The 19,267-nt window shown below is 46.9% G+C and carries 13 protein-coding genes; 4 read left to right on the top strand and 9 right to left on the bottom strand.

Features of this window, described 5'->3' with window-relative positions; genetic code table 11:
- Positions 1–78: 78 nt before the first annotated feature.
- Together M3197_RS01410 and M3197_RS01405 are read right to left on the bottom strand one after the other, a co-directional pair.
- A complete protein-coding gene (locus M3197_RS01410; protein ID WP_251658228.1) occupies positions 79–1,353 on the bottom strand; it encodes a nucleotide sugar dehydrogenase in 1,275 nt (424 codons plus the stop codon).
- 41 nt (positions 1,354–1,394) lie between these two features.
- A complete protein-coding gene (locus M3197_RS01405; protein ID WP_251658227.1) occupies positions 1,395–2,114 on the bottom strand; it encodes a WecB/TagA/CpsF family glycosyltransferase in 720 nt (239 codons plus the stop codon).
- Positions 2,115–2,601: 487 nt separating this feature from the next.
- On the opposite strand from M3197_RS01405, the gene csaB reads away from it, so the two are divergent.
- The 3 genes from csaB (at position 2,602) to murJ (ending at position 6,495) form a co-directional block, all read left to right on the top strand.
- Positions 2,602–3,723, top strand: a complete 1,122-nt coding sequence (gene csaB, locus M3197_RS01400) for a polysaccharide pyruvyl transferase CsaB (RefSeq protein ID WP_251658226.1) — start codon at positions 2,602–2,604, stop codon at positions 3,721–3,723.
- Between the two features lie 3 nt (positions 3,724–3,726).
- On the top strand, positions 3,727–4,902 hold the full coding sequence (locus M3197_RS01395; protein ID WP_251658225.1) for a glycosyltransferase family 4 protein: 1,176 nt from the start codon (positions 3,727–3,729) through the stop codon (positions 4,900–4,902).
- An 84-nt stretch (positions 4,903–4,986) separates the two neighbouring features.
- Positions 4,987–6,495, top strand: a complete 1,509-nt coding sequence (murJ, locus tag M3197_RS01390) for a murein biosynthesis integral membrane protein MurJ (RefSeq protein WP_251658224.1) — start codon at positions 4,987–4,989, stop codon at positions 6,493–6,495.
- An 87-nt stretch (positions 6,496–6,582) separates the two neighbouring features.
- Here murJ and M3197_RS01385 read toward each other — a convergent pair whose 3' ends face one another.
- Positions 6,583–6,813, bottom strand: coding sequence for a hypothetical protein (locus M3197_RS01385; RefSeq protein WP_251658223.1), 231 nt, complete (start codon positions 6,811–6,813; stop codon positions 6,583–6,585).
- A gap of 41 nt (positions 6,814–6,854) precedes the next feature.
- Between M3197_RS01385 and M3197_RS01380 the strand changes: the two genes are divergently transcribed.
- Entirely contained in the window at positions 6,855–8,444 is a 1,590-nt protein-coding gene (locus tag M3197_RS01380) for a hypothetical protein (RefSeq protein WP_251658222.1), read from the top strand.
- A gap of 263 nt (positions 8,445–8,707) precedes the next feature.
- On the opposite strand, the gene M3197_RS01375 is transcribed toward M3197_RS01380, so the two are convergent.
- From M3197_RS01375 to M3197_RS01350, 6 genes are all read right to left on the bottom strand, one after another.
- Complete coding sequence (locus tag M3197_RS01375; protein WP_251658221.1) at positions 8,708–10,768, bottom strand: S-layer homology domain-containing protein; 2,061 nt, start codon at positions 10,766–10,768, stop codon at positions 8,708–8,710.
- Between the two features lie 92 nt (positions 10,769–10,860).
- The gene (locus tag M3197_RS01370; RefSeq protein WP_251658220.1) at positions 10,861–11,898 is read right to left on the bottom strand and encodes a C40 family peptidase; all 1,038 of its coding nucleotides are present in this window, start codon (positions 11,896–11,898) and stop codon (positions 10,861–10,863) included.
- A gap of 304 nt (positions 11,899–12,202) precedes the next feature.
- Positions 12,203–12,937, bottom strand: coding sequence for a ribosomal eL19 family protein (locus M3197_RS01365; RefSeq protein ID WP_251658219.1), 735 nt, complete (start codon positions 12,935–12,937; stop codon positions 12,203–12,205).
- 45 nt (positions 12,938–12,982) lie between these two features.
- Positions 12,983–14,917: a S8 family peptidase gene (locus M3197_RS01360; protein WP_251658218.1), complete on the bottom strand. Its 1,935-nt coding sequence runs from the start codon at positions 14,915–14,917 to the stop codon at positions 12,983–12,985.
- Positions 14,918–15,029: 112 nt separating this feature from the next.
- Positions 15,030–16,514 carry an N-acetylmuramoyl-L-alanine amidase gene (locus tag M3197_RS01355; RefSeq protein ID WP_251658217.1) on the bottom strand — a complete coding sequence of 495 codons (1,485 nt, stop codon included), beginning with the start codon at positions 16,512–16,514 and terminating at the stop codon, positions 15,030–15,032.
- Between the two features lie 236 nt (positions 16,515–16,750).
- Positions 16,751–18,994 carry a 5'-nucleotidase C-terminal domain-containing protein gene (locus tag M3197_RS01350; RefSeq protein ID WP_251658216.1) on the bottom strand — a complete coding sequence of 748 codons (2,244 nt, stop codon included), beginning with the start codon at positions 18,992–18,994 and terminating at the stop codon, positions 16,751–16,753.
- Between the last annotated feature and the right edge of the window lie 273 nt (positions 18,995–19,267).

The raw sequence follows: 19,267 nt of genomic DNA, 5'->3' as shown, positions 1-19,267 counted from the left end.
AAGCGTCGAGGAGGCTGAAGTCGAGCCCCTCGGAAAGCGTCCGCCTGCAGCGCAGACCAACGTGCTCAAGATATATGATTAGTTCTTCGAGTTCCCTAGTACATGAGTTCTAAATCCAGCGTCTTCCCACTTCTTACGCTCAATGCAGTTTTTGGCGTCTATGAGGAGTTTGTCCTTCATGAGTTCGCCTACTTTTGCTGGGTCGAGTTGTTTGAAGCTGTCGTGGCTTGTTAGGATAACGACTGCTGATGCGTCTTTTAGGGCTTCGTCTAGGTTTTGTGTTTGCACGTCGATGTTGTTGACTTTAATGTGTGGGTCGTATGCTGAGACGGTTAGGCCTTTTTCTGTCATTTGTTCGATGACGTCTAGTGATGGGCTTTCGCGCATGTCGTCGATGTTGCCTTTGAAGGCTAGTCCTAGTACAGCCACTTTCGGATGTTCCGCGTTCAATGCTGACAACAGATCTACAGTGAGTTGCGCTGTGTATTCTGGCATGCCGTCGTTTGTTGTACGTGAAAGGTGGATCAGCTTGGCAAGTTCCGGATTTAATTCAACTAGGAACCATGGGTCTACTGCGATACAGTGTCCGCCTACACCTGGTCCAGGCTGGTGAATGTTGACTCTTGGGTGGAAGTTCGCAAGACGAATCGCTTCCCAAATGTCGACATCGATTGTTTCTGCAAGTTTCGCAAGTTCATTGGCAAATGCGATGTTAACGTCGCGGTATGTGTTTTCCATAACTTTAACTAGTTCTGCAGTTGTATCATCTGTTTCGTGAAGTTGCCCTTTGACGAATGAGCGGTATAGCTCTGATGTTGCACGAGCTGATTCTTTGTTTACTCCGCCGATGATTCGGTCGTTTGTCACGAGTTCTTCGAATACTTTACCTGGGATGACGCGTTCAGGTGAATGGGATACGAGAATGTCAGTCCCGATTTCCAATCCTGTTGGAACGAGTTCAGGGATTACGATATCTTGCACGGTCTTTGGTGGAACCGTTGACTCTAAGATGACTAGGTTTCCTTTTTCGACAAACGGTGCAATTGATTTTGCCGCTGAACGGATGTATTCGAGATTTGCTGTTTTGTCTGGTTTGATTGGTGACGGAACTGCAAGGATGAAGACGTCCGCTTTTTGTGGCGTTGTCGATACTGTTAACATGCCGCTGTCGATTGCTTCGTTCAAATACTCTTGAAGTCCATTCTCTTCTATATGTAACTCTTTGTTACTAATTTTCTTTACAACGGGTTCGTTAATGTCGACGCCGTGTACTTGGTGGCCGTGATTGGAAAACATTACGGCAGTTGGGAGTCCAATATAGCCAAGACCTACGATACAAATGCTTTTTTTCATTGGAGTTTGCCTCTTTCCTTCAATAATAAGTAGTGTAATGCTTACTGCGATTTGTCCGTTAACACACGTACTAGAAAGCGTGGCAAGTTGAGTTGCCGTTTAATTCGTTTAGGATCGCTGCACAGTCGGTAGAACCATTCCGTGCCCGTTTTCCTAAAAAAGGACGGTGCACGTTTAACGGTTCCTGAGAACACATCAAAACTGCCACCGACACCTTGAAATACTAGGACGTTTTGGAGTCGTTCCATGTTGCGACGAATCCACAATTCTTGTTTCGGACTTCCTAATGCGACGAATAGGATTCGTGCGCCACTGTCGTGGATGCGTTGGACGAGCGCTTCTTCGTCTTGTTCATAGCCATCCGTCATTCCTGCAATCGGAATTCCTGGATAGTCTTTTTGGATATTGGCTGCTGCTTTTTCTACGACTTCTTTTTTTGCGCCATATAGATAGATCGGTTGCTGATCGTCTGCTGCAAATTTTAAAAGGCGCGCCATCATGTCTACCCCAGTTACGCGGGATGTAATCGTGCCCTTTTTCAATTTCGACGCAAGCAAAATCCCGACGCCGTCCGCAATTTGGAACGTAGCACCGTTGATAAGGTCGCGTACTTGTGGATCTTTTTGCGCGGTCATGACCTTTTCTGGGTTGACTGCGATGATTGTCGATTGTTCGTTGTTGCTCATGCGTATACGAATTTCTTCGATGATTCCTTCGTATGTCAAAGGCGATACGTTCACGCCTAAATAACTCTCTTTCATCTTCGGGTGCCCCCACTCAGTTGCTACTTTCAATTGTCTTAGTATAGCAGAAACCACAACAGCTTGCACAGCCTGTTCAGATAGTGCTAAAATTAGCCCGATAGTGTGCGAACTCAGGTTTATTATTTTAGGTTATTTTCTACTATAATGTGATAACTTTGGCACGGTTTGCGGCTGCTTACCGCTCGCTTTCCTAGGGGCTTGACTTAAGCCGCTTCCCTCGCTTTGCTCAGTCCAGGGTCTTAAGCCTTCGCTGATCCCTCAGGAGTCGAGCGGACGCTGCCGCAAACCTATGTGAGTAGTTAGACGTCATATTTAACAAGCACCGTTGATCGAAGCGGAAGACGGCGACTCCTGCGGAATCAGCGAAGATCGAAGACCCCACAGAGAGCGCAGCGAGCGAGGAGGCTGAGATAGAGCCCGCGGAAGCGTCCGTCTGCAGCGCAGAGCAACACCGTCTACATATATATCTAAGGAGGATTTTCCATTGAAAATTGTACTGTCCGGTTTTTACGGATTAGGAAATACAGGGGATGAGGCGATTCTGAAAGCCATCATCGACAACTTGCGTGCAGAACTGGATAACCCGGAGATTACGGTGTTTTCATTGTCACCGGAGAAGACGGCATCGGATCATAGCGTTTCTGCTGTGTATCGTGGATGGCGTCATGGAAACAAGGAGAAAGTGAAAGCTCTTCGGAAAGCGGACTTGCTGATTTCCGGAGGCGGTGGGTTGTTGCAAGACACGTACCCGACGAAGTTTCTGTTCGGTCCCCTTCCCTACTACTTACTGATCGTATTACTCGCGAAGCTTTGTGGAACGAAGGTAATGTTCTTCTCTCAAGGGATTGGTCCTGTAACAAGTAACTGGGGGAAGACGTTAATGAAAGGTCTTGCGAATAAAGCAGACTTTGTAACAGTTCGAGACGAGTATTCTAAGACTTACTTAGAGAACTTGGGAGTTACGAAGCCAGAGACTGTTGTCACTGCTGATATCGTGTTTGCATTCAAACCGGATGAAGATACTTCCGCTTATGATTCACTCGACTTAACTGGTGACGAATGTTTAGTTGCGGTTGCACCACGTCCTTGGTTTGAGCATGAAGATGCGTATATCGAGAAGTTAGCGTGGACGTTGGATGAATTGATTGAACAACGGAAGGTTACTCCTGTATTCGTACCTATGGAGCCGCCATATGATACGAACGTATCGAAGAAAGTACAAGCTCTTATGAAGCATGCGGATCAGACGAAGATTCTTGGTGAGCACTTCACGCCGAATCAGTTCTATAACTTCATTGAACAGACAGACTTGACGATTGCGCTTCGCTTGCATGCGCTAATCTTCGCAGCGTTGTCGAATGTCCCTCACGTTGGATTGAGCTATGACCGTAAAGTCGAGAGTTTCTTGAAACGTTCGGGGATGTGGGAGCATTCGTTTGAACTAGGTTCATTCACAAAAGAAGGATTGTTAGAGCAAGCCATTTACGCACTCGACAACAGCGAATCCGTGAAACAAAAGATGGAACCGAACGTCCAGGTATTACGAAGCGAAGCAATCCGCAATGTAGATTTACTGCGGGAACAGTTTTTGAATGGAGGCCGTTAACCGGTGAAAATTTTACTGGCAACTGTATATGATTATCCTCATTTGGGCGGATTGTCCGTCCACTTAACTACTTTAAAAGCAGGACTTGAATCACGCGGACATGAAGTCGATGTCGTGTCGTTCACGGACGTCCCTAAATGGAAGCGTGACGGAATCGTCCGTGGCCCTGCGTTTTTATTGAACAAAATGAAGCAAGGTAAAGGCTATGTATGGACGTTGAAGCGTCGTCAGGACGAGCTTGCAATTCTGATCAAAGAAGCGGTGTCGAAGAAGGAATACGACATCATTAACGCTCAAGACGTGTTTACGACATTTGCTGCACTTGAAACGAATGTCCCTGTTGTGAGTACGGTCCACGGCTATTTGACGTTTGAAGGGATCTCAAAAGGCTCTGTAATTGAAGGTTCTCCGGAAGCGGCTGAGCTACAAGAGGCAGAGCGTAAAGGCTATAAATCGACACGCGAAGTCATTACGGTCGATACACGTATCAAGGAATATATTTTAAAAGAAACTGGCGTGACGGGTAATATGATTAAGAATTTCATCGACGTCGAGTCCTTTAAACCTGAGATTGAACGTCGTGCGGAGTTCCGAGATACATACGGATTTTCTCAAGACGAGCTGATTTTCTTCGTACCTCGTCGTTTGACGAAGAAAAATGGCGTCATGTATCCGATTCTGTCACTCCCTGCGGTCGTCGAGAAGTTCCCGAATGCGCGTGTAGTATTTGCGGGAACTGGCGAAATGATGGAGCCGATGAAGCAGAAAGCTGCGGAACTTGGCGTATCAGATAATATTACGATGCTTGGTGCAGTTGACCACTCCGTGATGATGCAGTATTATGCACTCGCGAACGTGGCACTTGTGCCGTCGATTTACTCTGCAGGTGTTGAAGAAGCAACTTCGATTTCCGCGTTAGAAGCGATGGGTTCTGGTGTTCCGTTGATCGCCTGTGCGGTCGGTGGACTGAAAGAGATCGTTGATAGTGGAAAAGATGGTTTGCTTGTTGAAGAGCAAAACGTGGAAGAGTTGAGTGACGCGATGATCCGTTTGTTGGAAGATCCGGCATACGGTGAGCAACTTGCTGCAGCAGGTCGTGCTAAGATTATTGAAGAATATTCACACTTTGCAGCCGCTGAGAAATACGAAGCCATTTACTTGAAAGCATTGAAACACTGATTGCGAAGCTCCCTGGTGCGAATCAGGGAGCTTTTCGTCATTTACAAAGCACGCGTTATTTTTCCGCGTGATTGGAGGACTTTTATGGGGAAGTTGAAACAGGCGGCGCTTTGGACGGCGATGTTAGCGCTTGTGCTGAAGCTGTCCGGGTTAGTGCGGGAGACAATTGTTGGAGCCAAGTTCGGCGTTTCGCATGAAACCGATGCATATTCTCTGTCATTTGCATTCATCACATTGGTTGTTGCAATGATTTCGACAGGATTTAATAACGTTTTCTTACCGATGTACATCAAGAACCGGAAATCTGGTGAAGCAGGCGACCATAATGCGAACGCACTGTTAAACTGGACGATGATGATCTTTGTCGGTATCAGTTTCATCGGCTGGTTAGGGGTTCCCTACTTCTTGCCGTTATTATATGGCAAAATGACTGCGGAGACCGCGGTGGTCGCAGTTCCGATGACGCAAGTGTTCTTTATGTTCATGACCGCTATTGCGTTAAGTGGATTGCTGGACTCCTATTTGCAGTCTCGACGGATTTTCGTCCCTTCTCAAGTAGCTAAGTTGCTCGCGACACTGATGTCGCTCGTTTTCGCTGTACTGTTCAACGAACAATGGGGCATCTTTTCATTAGCATACGGGTTTGTCATCGGAACAATTTTAGGCGTCATCGTTCAACTGTATTACTTGATCCGTTCCGATTATAAATGGCGTTTGGAATTCAAGATGGATATTAAGTTCCGGAATGCGTTCTTGCTGATGATCGTCCCTTCCCTGCTGAACTCAGTAGTCGGGCAAGTGAACATGTTCGTGAACAAGGCGTTTGCGAGTAGTACAGGTACAGGTTCGGTAACGTATTTAGATAAAGCATCGCTTATTGTGAGCATTCCAAATGCGATCTACGCCACAACGCTCGCTGCGATCATTTTCACGCTCATGAGCGAGCAGACGGAAGATCGTGCAAAGTTCAAAGAGACGTTTTTCCGCGGAATGGAGATTTCGCTTGTGACACTGTTGCCGATTGCGGCTGGATTGTTGGTCATCGGAGATTCGGTCATTGCATTCATTTACGAGCACGGGAAATTTACATCATTCGATACACATAAGACGCATATTGCGCTCATGCTGTACTTACCGTTTATCGTATTCCAAGGTATGCAGCTCATGCTATCGAAGTCGATGTACGCGCGTGGGAAGACCGCAGTCGTATTTCGTATCAGTGTTACGACAATTTTGCTCAATTTCCTTATGAACTGGCTGCTGGTCGACCGGTTCGGTTATCCGGCGCTTGCGATTGCAACGTCCGTTGTGAGTGTGTACTTCTTCGCAGTGTCGATGGTTGTTGTGTATAAGGATCTCGGCAAGGTGGAGCTGGCACGGTTCGGACGGATGGTGCCGCAAGTGCTGATCCCTACTGTGATTATGGGACTGGCTGTTTGGACTGCGAAGGTATTTGTCGGATTAGGTAACTTTGGCCCGATTGTGCAGCTGGCGACATTGGTGCCAATCGGTGCGGTAGTGTATGCGGGGATGCTGTTTGTGTTTTACCGTGCTGGGTTTAGACGATTTGTAGGGTTGTTGAAGCGGGGGTAACCCGGAATGGGTGTTTTGTGATTAAGCAGATTTAATGATTGCTTGATCACTTTTGTCCTTGCTTGAGCGGATTCGGCTGGGGCTTGATCACTTTTGTGCTTGCTTGAGCGGATTCGGTGGTGGCTTGATCACTTTTGCGCTTGCTTGAGCGGATTTGATGACGGCTTGATCACTTTTGCGCTTGTTGACGCGACAACTTACTCTTACTTCGTCTACGCTTGTTAAGCAGGTATACGGTAGTAATGCGGGTGGGAGACTACCCCACCATTGAATGAAGTAGCCCATAATCAATGGAGGTAAATGTGTACACTTCTCCATGGTTTTGGCACAACAGGTTATATCGAAAGGAGTGGGAATTGGTGAAGAAATGGATAATTGGGGTGCTGTTAGCGGTTCTTGTGGTGGCAGGTGTTGCGGGGATTTTTTTAAAGGGGACAACGACGGAGCGGGTGTATTCCACAAAGGATGTGCAAGTGGATGTGAAGATTCCACGCTTTTTTGAACTTGCCTATGAAAAAGATACGGAACGCAGTGTGGAGAATACGAAAGATGTCATTCATACATATTCGGTGAAGCGACTTGGAAAGAAAATCGGGTCGTATGAGCTGACGGAACGGACGCTCGGCAATGGTTCGAAGTTTCTGTTTGAGCGGTTGACGAATGACGCTCGACTCGGGGTATCCTTGGAAACCGTGTATCACTTTGGTGATTCTGTAAAGATTGTGGAGAATTCTTGGAATCCTCGTAAGGTGAAACACCCTCACCATGATACATTCGGAACAGATCCGACGGTGAATCCTTTTGGGAAATTGTCGATTGATGGCAATGCGAACGTTACGGAAGCGATTGTCGGGTATTCATTCACATCGAAAGAGCTTGTAAAGGCGTATGATGTCGGAGAAAGTCGGATTCGTGAACTCGACAAAGAAGTGCAAGACGTGAAGGTGACCGATGATGGATTTACTCGTGGGGCTAAAGCGGGTGGTCATCAGATTGCGGAGTCTTGGGTGTTACTCGCAGATTCCCCCTTGTTTGAGACTGCAGACGAAGAGCAGGACTACATAGAGTTCGCGCTTGAAAACCAGTTTTCCCAGTTGAACTGGATAACGATGGATGGTCCATATACGAAGTTGCCATTTTCGATTGATCCCGGAACGAAGATGGGGTATGGTCGTGTGATCGGTCGGATGGAGGACGATGTGGCGCTTGAGTGGTATGGGAAGTCGGAGTCGTTGTTTTTTGAGACGATGGTGTTGAATTCACGTGTGAATTTGTTGAATTACATTAATGAGTTCGACGGGACACGCTGGCCGACGGAATATACGAGTGCGTGGCTCAATAATGCGTATGGCATCAAGGCTCCCTATGTAGATACGCGCTATAACGAATATGTTGCCTTTTTCTTGGACGAAACAGAGAAGAAGCTCGACGATGAAGTCGATGAATCGAAGTTGTATGTGCCCGTGTATGCAGATTACTTGCTATCTCGGATTGAAAAAGGTGAAACGATTGAAGCAGGAGAAGGATTCATGATTGTCGATTACTTCGATGAGGATCCTAAGACGGATATCCCCCATGCTTCGTTGAATCATGAGTTGGGCGGATTGAAGATTTTATTGACTGCTTATCGCGAGACGGAGAATGCGAAGTATTTAGATGCTGCCAAGAGCGTCATGAAGGGTATCGAAGGCTTCGGTGCGGATAAAGGTGGTTGGATTCGCGACAATGGCGATTTGTGGTATCAGGCGCGTCCAGACGGCACATTCTCAGGCGATGACTATCCTCAGTTGACGTTAGTGGATTTAGTGGAGACTCAAAGCCTTCTGGAAGAGATGGGGATGGAGCGGAATGCGTTCTTTGATGAGTTGATAGATGCGAAGATTGGGTATTTGGAAGATCAGGGTGAAGAATTGATCGAGAAAGTGACGAAGCATTTGAAACAGGGGTGATGGTGCCCCTGTTTTTTTGTTTGGTGCTTGAGCGGATTTGATGGTTGCTTGATCACTTTTCGAGTGGCTTGAGCGGATTCGCTGGTTGCTTGAGCGGATTCACTGACTGCTTGGTCACTTTTTCGATTGCTTGAGTGGATTCACTGGCTGCTTGATCACCTTTTCGATTGCTTGAGCGGATTCACTAGCTGCTTGATCACTATTAAATTATACTCAGACGCAAAAACCCCTAGAATCACCATGGCGATTCTAGGGGATTGGATTTACTTATAATTGATGATATTGACGACGTCTTCACGGATAAAACCATGATCTACGCCAGCTTTATCACTAAACACTTCATACCATGTTTTGCCGTCGTCACCTTTAACGGATCCGATGACAGTCATTGGGTAGCCAAGACCAATGCCTGAGCTCGAATCTTGGTAAATTCCGTTGTAATGAGGTTTATATGTGAAAAGAATTGGTGCTGATGTGCTTGGTGCTTTGCGGACATTAGTCGCAATCTCAAGGCTTGTGAGTGCGAACTGTTTGTATGCATATAAGTCTTTTCCGCCTGCTTTTTTATCCAACTCGTACATATGCGCGCCTGCTTTTGCGCCCCATGTTGGATCAGATGCATAGTTGACATTGAAGCCAGTTGTTTTGTTACCGAATGCAGCACCCAATGCACGGTTCAACGTGCTGTCCGGATTAATGTAATTCGGATTCAAGAAGGTGTCAACAAGAGCAACTGCACTGTCGCTTGGTTTTTTAAATGTCCCCTTATCCGGACATAACTTTGTCAGTGAATCGTATTTGTACAACCCGAACAAGTTGTTGCATGTTTGTGCTGTTTCACTCATTCCGTAATCGCTCTCGTGTACTGCGAGCGAAAGAATCATGAGAGCGTTCATGTTACGTTCTTTTTCAAGAGTTTTAAAGAACGAGCCAAGTCCTATGAGCTTCGACTTCTTCGTTGCGTCTTTGTACTTGCTTAAGTTCAGGGCTTCTCGCTCTGTTAGAACTTTTTTAATTAGAGAATCTAATTCTGCTCCTGTATAGCTAGTCGTTGACCGTGCCGATAGGAATTGGAAGTACGGGAAGAACGTACCCACACCCTTACCTGTTGAGTCCATATAATGGACGCCGTCTGGACTATAATAGGTAACACCCTGCTTTAAGAAATCTGGTGCTGGCATGATTGGATACGATGCACCTTTTTTGGTCATGTAATTATAGGTATAGTGAATGAGCGTTCCCCACTCACTAACGGTGTATTTATCTCGATCTGTTACGAGTTGGATGGGAATAAGATCCACTTCTGAATGCTTCGCGTAACCAACTGTTGCGCCGACTTGCACTTTTACATACTCATCGTTTGAACCAAGATATTTCAGCTCTCTCCCCTGCTGAACATAGGTCGCTTGTTTCTTGAAAGCTGAGTCAAAGTAAATAATGGTATTTGCTTCTTTTCCTGCTGAAGTTTTATTATCTCCAAATGCCATACCACTTTTCACTCGAATCAGTTCGTTTCCGCGGTACATAGCTGCATAGTTATTGGAATCATTAAATAGATTTGCAGCAGTTAAGTAGGTACTGTGCCCTTTTGACTGCTTAACCAATTGGCCGTTTGTTAGCGTTGCAAGATAGAAGTCATTGCCCTGAGTTGGTGGCTCAGGTGTTTCTGGTGTTTCTGGCAGCTCGTTCCCTTCAGCCGCTTTCAAATAGCGGGAAATGAATGCCGCGGCTTGTTCGCGTGTTGTATTCGATTTCGGCTCAAACCGCATAGAACCGTCTTTGTTCGGGATACCGCTAATAATGCCATAAGTGATGTTGTAATAGACTGAGCGTACGCTACCTGATGATTGGAATTTGTCCAGATCCGTGAAGTCAATGCGTGATTCTTTTAAGTCCATTTGACTGTAGTTCAAGACATTCGTCATGGTTAGCGATACTTGCTCACGTGTAATCGGTGCATCAGGTTTGAACATTCCTCCGCTGTATCCATTCATGAGTCCTGCTTTTTGAACTCTGTAAATGTCCTTCGCGAGTTTACTAGTTTTCGGAACATCTTTAAAATTACCGTCTGCTTCTGGGAGTTTCAGAGCACGTGCAATGAATGCCGCGAATTGTCCACGGGATACGTTTTCTGTCGGGCGGTATGTGCCGTCTGTGTATCCAGAGAGGATGCCTTTGTCGATCATTTCACGGAGTTCTTTTTCTAGTGTGCGACCTGTCAGTTCATCGGCGTGAGCCGCTGATGGCGGGATTACAAAGGTAATGAGTAAGAGTAAAACGGAAAGGATAGCCGCCAGTTTTGTCATGGGACGAAGTGATTTCATATGTGTTGCTCCTCCTTCTAGTTGAGTTGTTTTTGAGGTTAGAACAAGAAATGCCGCCCTTCGCGAGAGCTTGAGGGCGGCATTTTGTTTTGTTAACGCAGTTCAGCGACGCTGTAAAGAGCGGCTGAGAATTGAGCTCGTGTGGCGTTTGCGGCAATTGAGAATTTCGATGTTTGGAAGACTGTTGTCTTGTCCATTTTCTTTAACGCACCGATTGCTTCAGCTGCACGGTACGTGACAGGTACGTCGAGGTACGGTGGTTTTGTTAGAACTGAGGCGGTTGTCGTCATGCTGAATGCGCGATCCAAAATGATGGCAAGTTGTGCTTTCGTTAATGGATCGTACATGCCGAATGAGCCGTCTTCATAGCCACTCAGGATGCCTGCATCACTCATTGCCGAGATGTCCTTTGCAAATGCGTGCGTTGCTGGGACGTCGCTATAAGTAAGCGGGAATCGTGGTCGTAATTTCAATACGCGGTTGATCATCGTTGCGGCTTGTCCACGTGTGACTTGTGTTTCAGGCTGGAATGAGCCGTCTGGGAATCCGCTAATGATTTTTTGCGTACTGAGTGTTTCGATTGCTTCATATGCCGGGTGCTTCGCAGCTACGTCACTGAATGATGTAGGTGGTGTAGGTGTTGGAGCGACTGGCTTTGTAGGCGGTGTTGTTGTGATGCCCACTACGCGTTTAGCACCTGCGTATTTCGGTCCCCAATATGGGTTCGTGTCTAGATTCGAAATCTTAACGCCGCTAGATTCTGCAGATATGAAGTTTCCGTTCCCGATGTAAATACCTGTATGGGAAATACCAGGCTTGTATGTATTTTCAAAGAAGATGAGATCTCCAGCTTGCAAGTTATCACGGGCAACTGATGTCCCGACATTGAATTGCGTTTCTGATGTACGTGGCAACGAGATGCCGAAAAATTTGAAAACATAAAGGATATATCCCGAGCAATCAAATGCAGCAGGTGTGGAGCCACCAAATAGATATGGAGTTCCTTCGAATTTTTTGGCGTAGGCAACGATGCTGTCCCCCGAAGCGGCTTGGCTTTTCTGAGGGTTTGCTGTGAACACGCTTGCAAAAACTAACATAAAGGCCAAAAAGACTACTAGTTGCTTTTTCATGTCCCACCTCGATTTAGGATGATTGACTGCTTCCAACGTCTATTTACCTAGAATTCTTTCTATGCTTATATCGTATCAGAAAAGACTGACACGGAATATTACATTTGTGTTACAAGAATAGTAGATGGGTTTATTTTAATAGAGTTGTGGATATAATGAGTAGTTTTGGGTGCGCGCGTGCGTATGGAGAAATGAGAGGATTTTTTCGTGGAGCGCGGCCTGCTGGCACCGTGTGTGCTTGTTGGAAAACTCATGTGTTCCCTACTCTCCCTCACTAATTGCGGAGCGGAGCGAAGCACACCAATTAGTCTTGGTTTTGGAGTTGGGGGAAGATGGATTGGTCGCGAGTTTGATAATAGTATGAGGAAGATGATTTTTCGCGGGGATGAGTGGGTTGCCCCGGAGAACGAGCGGGTTGTCGTGCGGAACGGGCGGGTTGCCTCGGAGAACGAGCGGGTTTTCGCGCGGAACGGGCGGGTTGACCCGGAGAACGAGCGGGTTTTCGCGCGGAACGGGCGGGTTGACCCGGAGAACGAGCGGGTTTTCGCGCGGAACGGGCGGGTCGCCTCGGAGAACGAGCGGGTTGTCGCGCGGAACGGGCGGGTCGCCTCGGAGAACGAGCGGGTTTTCGCGCGGAACGGGCGGGTCGCCTCGCGGAACGATCGGGTTTTCGCGCGAAACGGGCGGGTCGCCTCGGAGAACGAGCGGGTTTTCGCGCGGAACGGGCGGGTTGCCTCGCGGAACGAGCGGGTTGTCGCGCGGAACGGGCGGGTCGCCTCGCGGAACGAGCGGGTTGTCGCGCGGAACGGGCGGGTTGACCCGGAGAACGAGCGGGTTTTCGCGCGGAACGGGCGGGTTGCCTCGGAGAACGAGCGGGTTGTCGCACGGAACGGGCGGGTCGTCTCGCGGAACGAGCGGGTTGTCGCGCGAAACGGGTGGGTTGCCCCGGAGAACGAGCGGGTTGTCGCGCGAAACGGGCGGGTTGCCTCGCGAAACGGGCGGGTTGCCTCGCGGAACGGGCGGGTCGCCCACGCTTCACATAAAAAAACCGCGCGGCCTGGTGGGCACTGCGCAGTTTTGGAATTTATTTGAACAAACTTGGGTTTTCGGCACCAGCTAGGAAGACGCTGTAGGTGGCACGACTCATGGTTTCTTGTGGTTTGAATGTTCCGTCTGGGTATCCTTTTGTGACACCTGATTGCGTTAGCGCGAGCGCTGCTTGGTAGCTGGATACTTTAGACGTCATGTCTTTAAATGGTGATTTTTGTTTTGCATCATATTGGATATTGAATGCTTTTTGTAGCAGTAACGCCATTTCTCCACGTGTTACGGGTTGGTTCGGACGGAATGTTCCGTCCTGGAATCCACCAAGTAATCCTTTTTCACGAGCCGATTGGATGTAGCCAGATGCAAAGCTATTCGGATTGACATCTTTGAATTGCGTTTTTCGCTTTTCTCCGTTTAATCCTGAAGCACGCCCCATGATGGCAACCGCTTCTGCACGGGTAATTTTCCGATCAGGTTTGAATACATTGCCTTCGAATCCGTAGATTAGCTTTTTGTCCATCAAGTAGGCGATTTGTGGTGAATACCATTTCGTTCCCGAGACATCTTTATAACTCGTTCCTTCAATCTTCACTAGGATGTCTTCTTGGATTTGTTTTCCAGTATTTGTCATGATGGCATACTTTCCTTTGTACGTCCCAGGCAGTAAGTACGTCTCCCATTTCCCTGGAGATTGCTCGGTAATTGTGCGATCTTCGATTTTCAATTGGCGGGTTCTCGTTTTGTCTGCGTTCGATAATTCGAATATGACGCGCCCATTTTGTGTATATTGTGTCATCATTGGAATCTCTTCAACCTTTGATGGGTAACGAACGAGTCCATAGCCGAAGTGGCGGTCACGTCCTTTTGCTCCTAGGTCTTCAGCAGCATTTGCAAGAATTGAACGTAATCTAACGTTCGTCAATTCAGGAAATCGCTCTTTAAGGAGTGCTGCGATTCCAGAAACGTGTGGCGATGCCATGGATGTCCCTGATAATTCATAGTAGCCATCTTTTTTCCCATCGTCGTCGAGTGCTCGTGGATACGTGCTTAAAATGTCGACTCCTGGGGCTGCAAGTTCTACTTCAGGTCCAATTGAAGCTTCTAAAAAACGTTCTTTGTTGTAGTTAATGGCAGTTGTCGCGATAACAGTCGGATACTTTGCTGGATATTGGACGGAGTCTTTCAAATCGCCTATTTCCTCGTTACCTGCTGACGCAACGATGATCATTCCTGTAGCATACGCTTTCTCGAGCATTAGTTTGAGTGCCGGATCGTCTCGGTTTGTGGTGATACTCATATTTAAAATGTCAATTTTATTGTTGATTGCCCATTCGACACCGTTAATGATGTCGATGGTGCGACCTGAGTCTTGAGAATTAATGGCTTTAATGGCATATAAATCGACACCTGGTGCGACGCCCATCGTACCGTTACTTGCTTTAGTTGCGGCTAAAATCCCTGCGACGTGCGTTCCATGTCCGAGATCATCATTATAGGGCTTAGCTCCTTCAGCACATTGGTCTTTCGGCAAGGCACAAAAACCGCCTTTGACGTTTAACTTGCTATGTGTGACATCGATTCCGCTATCCAGAACTGCGACTCGGACACCTTTCCCTGTATATGGAGTGATCACTTCTGGCATGGTGTTGATGAGGGTAAAACGTTTTGGATACGTAATTTGGGAAGGCGGTGCTGGTGCAACAGGGGTTGCTGCTATTCCGTATTCCCGATTTGGATAAATGTTGACTTCTGGATAATGAGTGCGAATTTCTTCAACTTCTTGTTGCGTGAGCTGGACTTCTCCGAGAGGTGCATGTTTAAATTCCTTCGTGAAGGAACTCACCTTCTGGCTAATCGCCTGTAAGTCGGCGTCTGATCCATGGAGCAACCAGTCTGTTCGTTCTTCAGCGTGCGCTTGCATGGGAAGTAGCAAACCTAGGGCCAAGACGACTGCAAAACCTAACTTTTTCACATGATCACTCCTTTATGTACGATATGATTCCTATACCCTGTATCAGTCCTTTTTGTGCATGTGTTTAGAAAAAAATTCCACTCGATTTTGTGAACGAGTGGAATGGGTGTGTTTAGTGAAGTTTGCCACTCGGCGTAGCATTTACTGTGCTATACAAAGGCAAAACATCTTTTCTATTTTCATAATAATAGTAATAGTCGAGTGTGGCAAGGAATAATCCTTTCGCCATCTTTTCACGACCTGCTTCCGTTCCCATAATGCCCATGTCTTTTTTGTTTGTGATGAATCCTAGTTCGGCAAGTACAGCAGGCACTGTGTTTTGTCGAAGTACTGCTAGGTTCATAATTTTTACGCCGCGGTCTGTTAGACCCCATGCTTCAAGTTGACGATTTTGGACATATGTTGCAAGTGCTTTTGACTGAGATACGTTTGGATTTACTGCTGCTGAACGTGTGTAATAGTACGTTTCTGTTCCGTTAGCAGATGACCCTGTATGGGAATTTATGTGAATGGAAACGAATATGTCTCCCTTCACTTTTGATGCGTAATCGCCACGCGCATCCAATGAAATATACGTGTCAGACGTGCGAGTCATTTTAGCTTTCATAGGTACCTTTGCGTAGTACTTTTCCATCTTTTTCGCAACGTTTAACGTAAGGTTTTTTTCGATATACCCATTGGCTGTAGCACCTGGATCCCATCCACCGTGACCTGCATCAATGACTACAGTGATATCACTCAATGGCTTTTTACCTGGTGGTGGAGTTGGATCCACTACTGGCGGAGGGGTTGGATCTGGTTTGTCAGATGGTTTGTCCCCCTGCAAGTAAGCTGAGTGCACAAAACCTTTGACGTTATCAGATGTGATATACGCCCAATCTCCGACTGAGTATGCTAATGAGACGATTTTACCTGACGGAATGGAGGCAATTGACGGATACGATGTGTTCGGACCTGTACGGAGATTCAATTTCGACCCATCTTTTGTATCCACGTAGAAGTCGTGGTCAAATTTTTCAGTATCCGCTGTACGGAAGTCCGCGTTAATGCTACGAGCTAGGAATACAGCAAAGTCACCGCGTTTGATTGTTTGAGTTTCCCCAAATGAGCCGTCTGCAACTCCTGATGCGATTCCTTTTTTCATTAGAGAACTAGCTGCTACACTTACCGAACTTGATTGATACTCGAAAGTTCGTCCAATCAGAACAGCCATCTCGCCACGACTCAGTGTCTTATCTGGTTTGAAGCTACCATCCGGATAACCGGAGATGATTTTTTTGTCGACTAGCTGCTTTATGTAGCCGGAAGCGAAGTTGTTCTTTCCAACGTCCTTAAAGTTTGTCAGACGTTGTTCTCCGTTCAAGTTCAGTGTACGACCTAGCATGGCTGCTGCTTGTCCACGTGTCACTTGTTGCTCCGGGACGAAACGAGTTTCAGAGACTCCGCTTGTGATCCCGCCTTCGACAAGATAGTAGATTTCAGCCTGTGCACGGTGAGTCGTTCCGACATCCGTGAAGTTGGCTGCGGCCTTGGAATCTTGTCCGAATGGGACAAGCGCTGCGAGAGATAATGTAAGACATACTGCGAGTTTCTTCAAAATTACAATCCTCCAAATATTTGTCGTTACCGTAAAGGATACAACAATTCTTTGTATTTCTCTATGTTTCTATCGACCTATATTGGGGTATGTTAATAGGTTAGTGTTCTTTCACTCTAGCTATTCCGTCCTTATTTCGTTTGCTAGCTTGCTGCAAAGCCTTGTGGGACGCATTTTGTAGAAAACGCCGGATCATCTTACAAGGGATGATCCGGCGTTATTTTTTATCGATTTATTTAGTTTTTTGCAGCACCAGCTGGAACTTTATATCCATTTTGTTGCGTTTCAAGAGAAGTGTCAATAATGCGACCTTCGACTTGTGGGTTGATTTTGTCGCCTAGTGACTGCAAGTATTCAATTAGGTTTTGTGTGTCTGAGAAGCCAGGATCTGACACTCGGCCTTCACTCGATGCTTTTTCAAATACTTTGTAATCATCTCCACCACGCGCTGTGAAGGAGTTTGTTGCAATATAGACGGTTTTAGTGTCTTCCAGTGGTACATACTCTTCGCCTTCTTTGACAAGCACTTCAAGCACACGCTCTCCGGATTTTTTCGTGCTGTCGTAAGTGAATTTTAGGCCACCAACATGAAGGAACCCACCATCTTCTTTTAAACCTTTGCCGCCCTCAATTACTGAGCCGCCTACGCTACGTTCAAGTGCTTCTTTTACTTCCTTACCGTTCGACTTAATGATTGCCAGCGGGTTACCGAATGGTAGTACCTGCATGACACTGCCGACAGAAATGTCTCCAGCTTCAATGCTCGTTCTGATTCCTCCACCGTTCTGTACGGAAACAACCGTCTCTTTATCCATACCTGGTAGTGTCTTCGCTTTTGTCAGCATCGCGTCTGCGATTAAGTTTCCAAGGTTCGTTTCGTTGTGACGGACACTGGATGTGCCTTCTGCGTTCGAGTCACGAGCACCACTCAATTCGACTTCAGATTTAACACCAATCGATTCTTTCTTCAGTTCTTCCTTCCCTGCTTTGAATGGCGCAAGGACAGCTTCTGCTTTCGGGTCAGCTTTCATAGTCTTGGTATCAATTTTTACAAGTTCACCGTGGTTCCAATAGATTTCACCCTTTGGATTGAACTTCACATCTAGTGTTCCCAGATAGTCTCCATACTGGCCTGCTTGGACGATAAGCGTTTTGTCGCCATTTTCGTTGGCAATGGTAATTGGCTCTTTTAGTGGGATATGGGTATGACCGCCCACGATGACATCGATATCAGGTACCGCTTTTGCGAGCGCCTGATCGCTTCCTTCAGGAGAAGCTTCATCCACTCCGACGTGAGTGATTGCGATAATTTTGTCGACACCTTTCGCCTGAAGTGCAGCAACTGTTTCTTTCGCGCGGTTAATATAGCTGAGTACTTCGACATCTGCTGGGCTTGAAATGTTGACAGTATCTTCCGTTGTCAAGCCAAACATTCCAACTTTCTGACCGTCGATTTCGACAATAGTGCCGTCATAGATTTCCCCGCCACTTGCATTATCCGCAATGCCACCTTTGTAGAGATCTTTCAGTTTCTGATCCCCTTTGAAATCTAGGTTCGCGCCGAGCACAGGAAACTTAGCTCCTAGAATGTAGTTGCGCAGTGCCTCGTGTCCTACTGCGCTACCACCTTCGTCAAATTCGTGGTTACCGAAAGTGACGGCGTCAAAGCCAAGATAGTTCATCATCACAACATCGGCTTGTCCTTTATATTTGTTCCAGTAAAGGTCTCCTGAGAAGACATCTCCACCGTGTAATAATAGATTGTTTTCATTTTTGGCACGCAGTTCGTTGACAACTGTCGAAATATACGGGAAGTTGTCGAGGTATGCGTGGTGGTCATTCATGTGCATCACCATGAGATCGAAGTAGCCGAATTTCGCGTTGCCTCTGTTGAGGAATAGGGCAAGTTCGCCACGTGTGACAGGCATGGATGTGCCGAAAGTTTTGCTGTCTTTTCCGCTTGCGATTTTTTCGTCTACCAGTGCTTGCACGTATGGTGCGAAACGTTTGTTGACGTCTGTAAATTGTGTTTCAGTTAGTTTGCTGTCGGCTTCGATTTTTGCAGCTTTGACAATCATGGCTGCTGCTTCACCACGTGTAAGGTGTTCGGAAGCTCCGAATTTAGTTGTGCTTTTCCCACTAACAATTCCGTTTTCAGCAAGAGCATCTACTGCCCATTTTGCGTTTTTCGGTACGTCTGTGAAGCCTGAATCTTTGTATACGCCACCTGGCTCAAGACCCATGACTTTTGCAATGAAAATTGCTGCGTCAGCGCGTTTAACTGATGATTTAGTGTCGAATTTTGTTTCGCTTACGCCTGATGTTACGTTATTTGCCCATAGGAAGTTAACCGCGTCTGCATAACGCTCAGATACGTCGGTGAATTTCGAGGAGTCGGCTGATGCGCTTGGTACCGCCAGTGCAGTTGCGACTGCTGCCGCTGTTATGGTCGTTGCCATGAATCTAGTCTTCTTCGTCATTCGAAATTGCCCCCTAGAATAGTAGTTTGGACATGCATGTCTATCATATCAGTTTCAGAGTGTTACGACTAGTTGTATTTGAATTTATTTGAATACGGGGCTAAGAGCACGGCGTCTCACTTCGCTCCGGCCGGACGCTTTCCGCGGGCTTGTTTTCAGCCTCGGGCCTACAGGACGTAGGTCATGCAACCATTGCGACAGGACGTCGCGAACTTCGGTTGCCTAGGTCGCTTCGCTTCCTGCGGGGTCTTCAATCTTCGCTTATTCCGCTGG

It is taken from the genome of Sporosarcina aquimarina (assembly GCF_023715615.1).
GTDB classification, from domain to species: domain Bacteria; phylum Bacillota; class Bacilli; order Bacillales_A; family Planococcaceae; genus Sporosarcina; species Sporosarcina aquimarina_A.
This window is presented reverse-complemented; position numbering and strand designations above follow the sequence as displayed.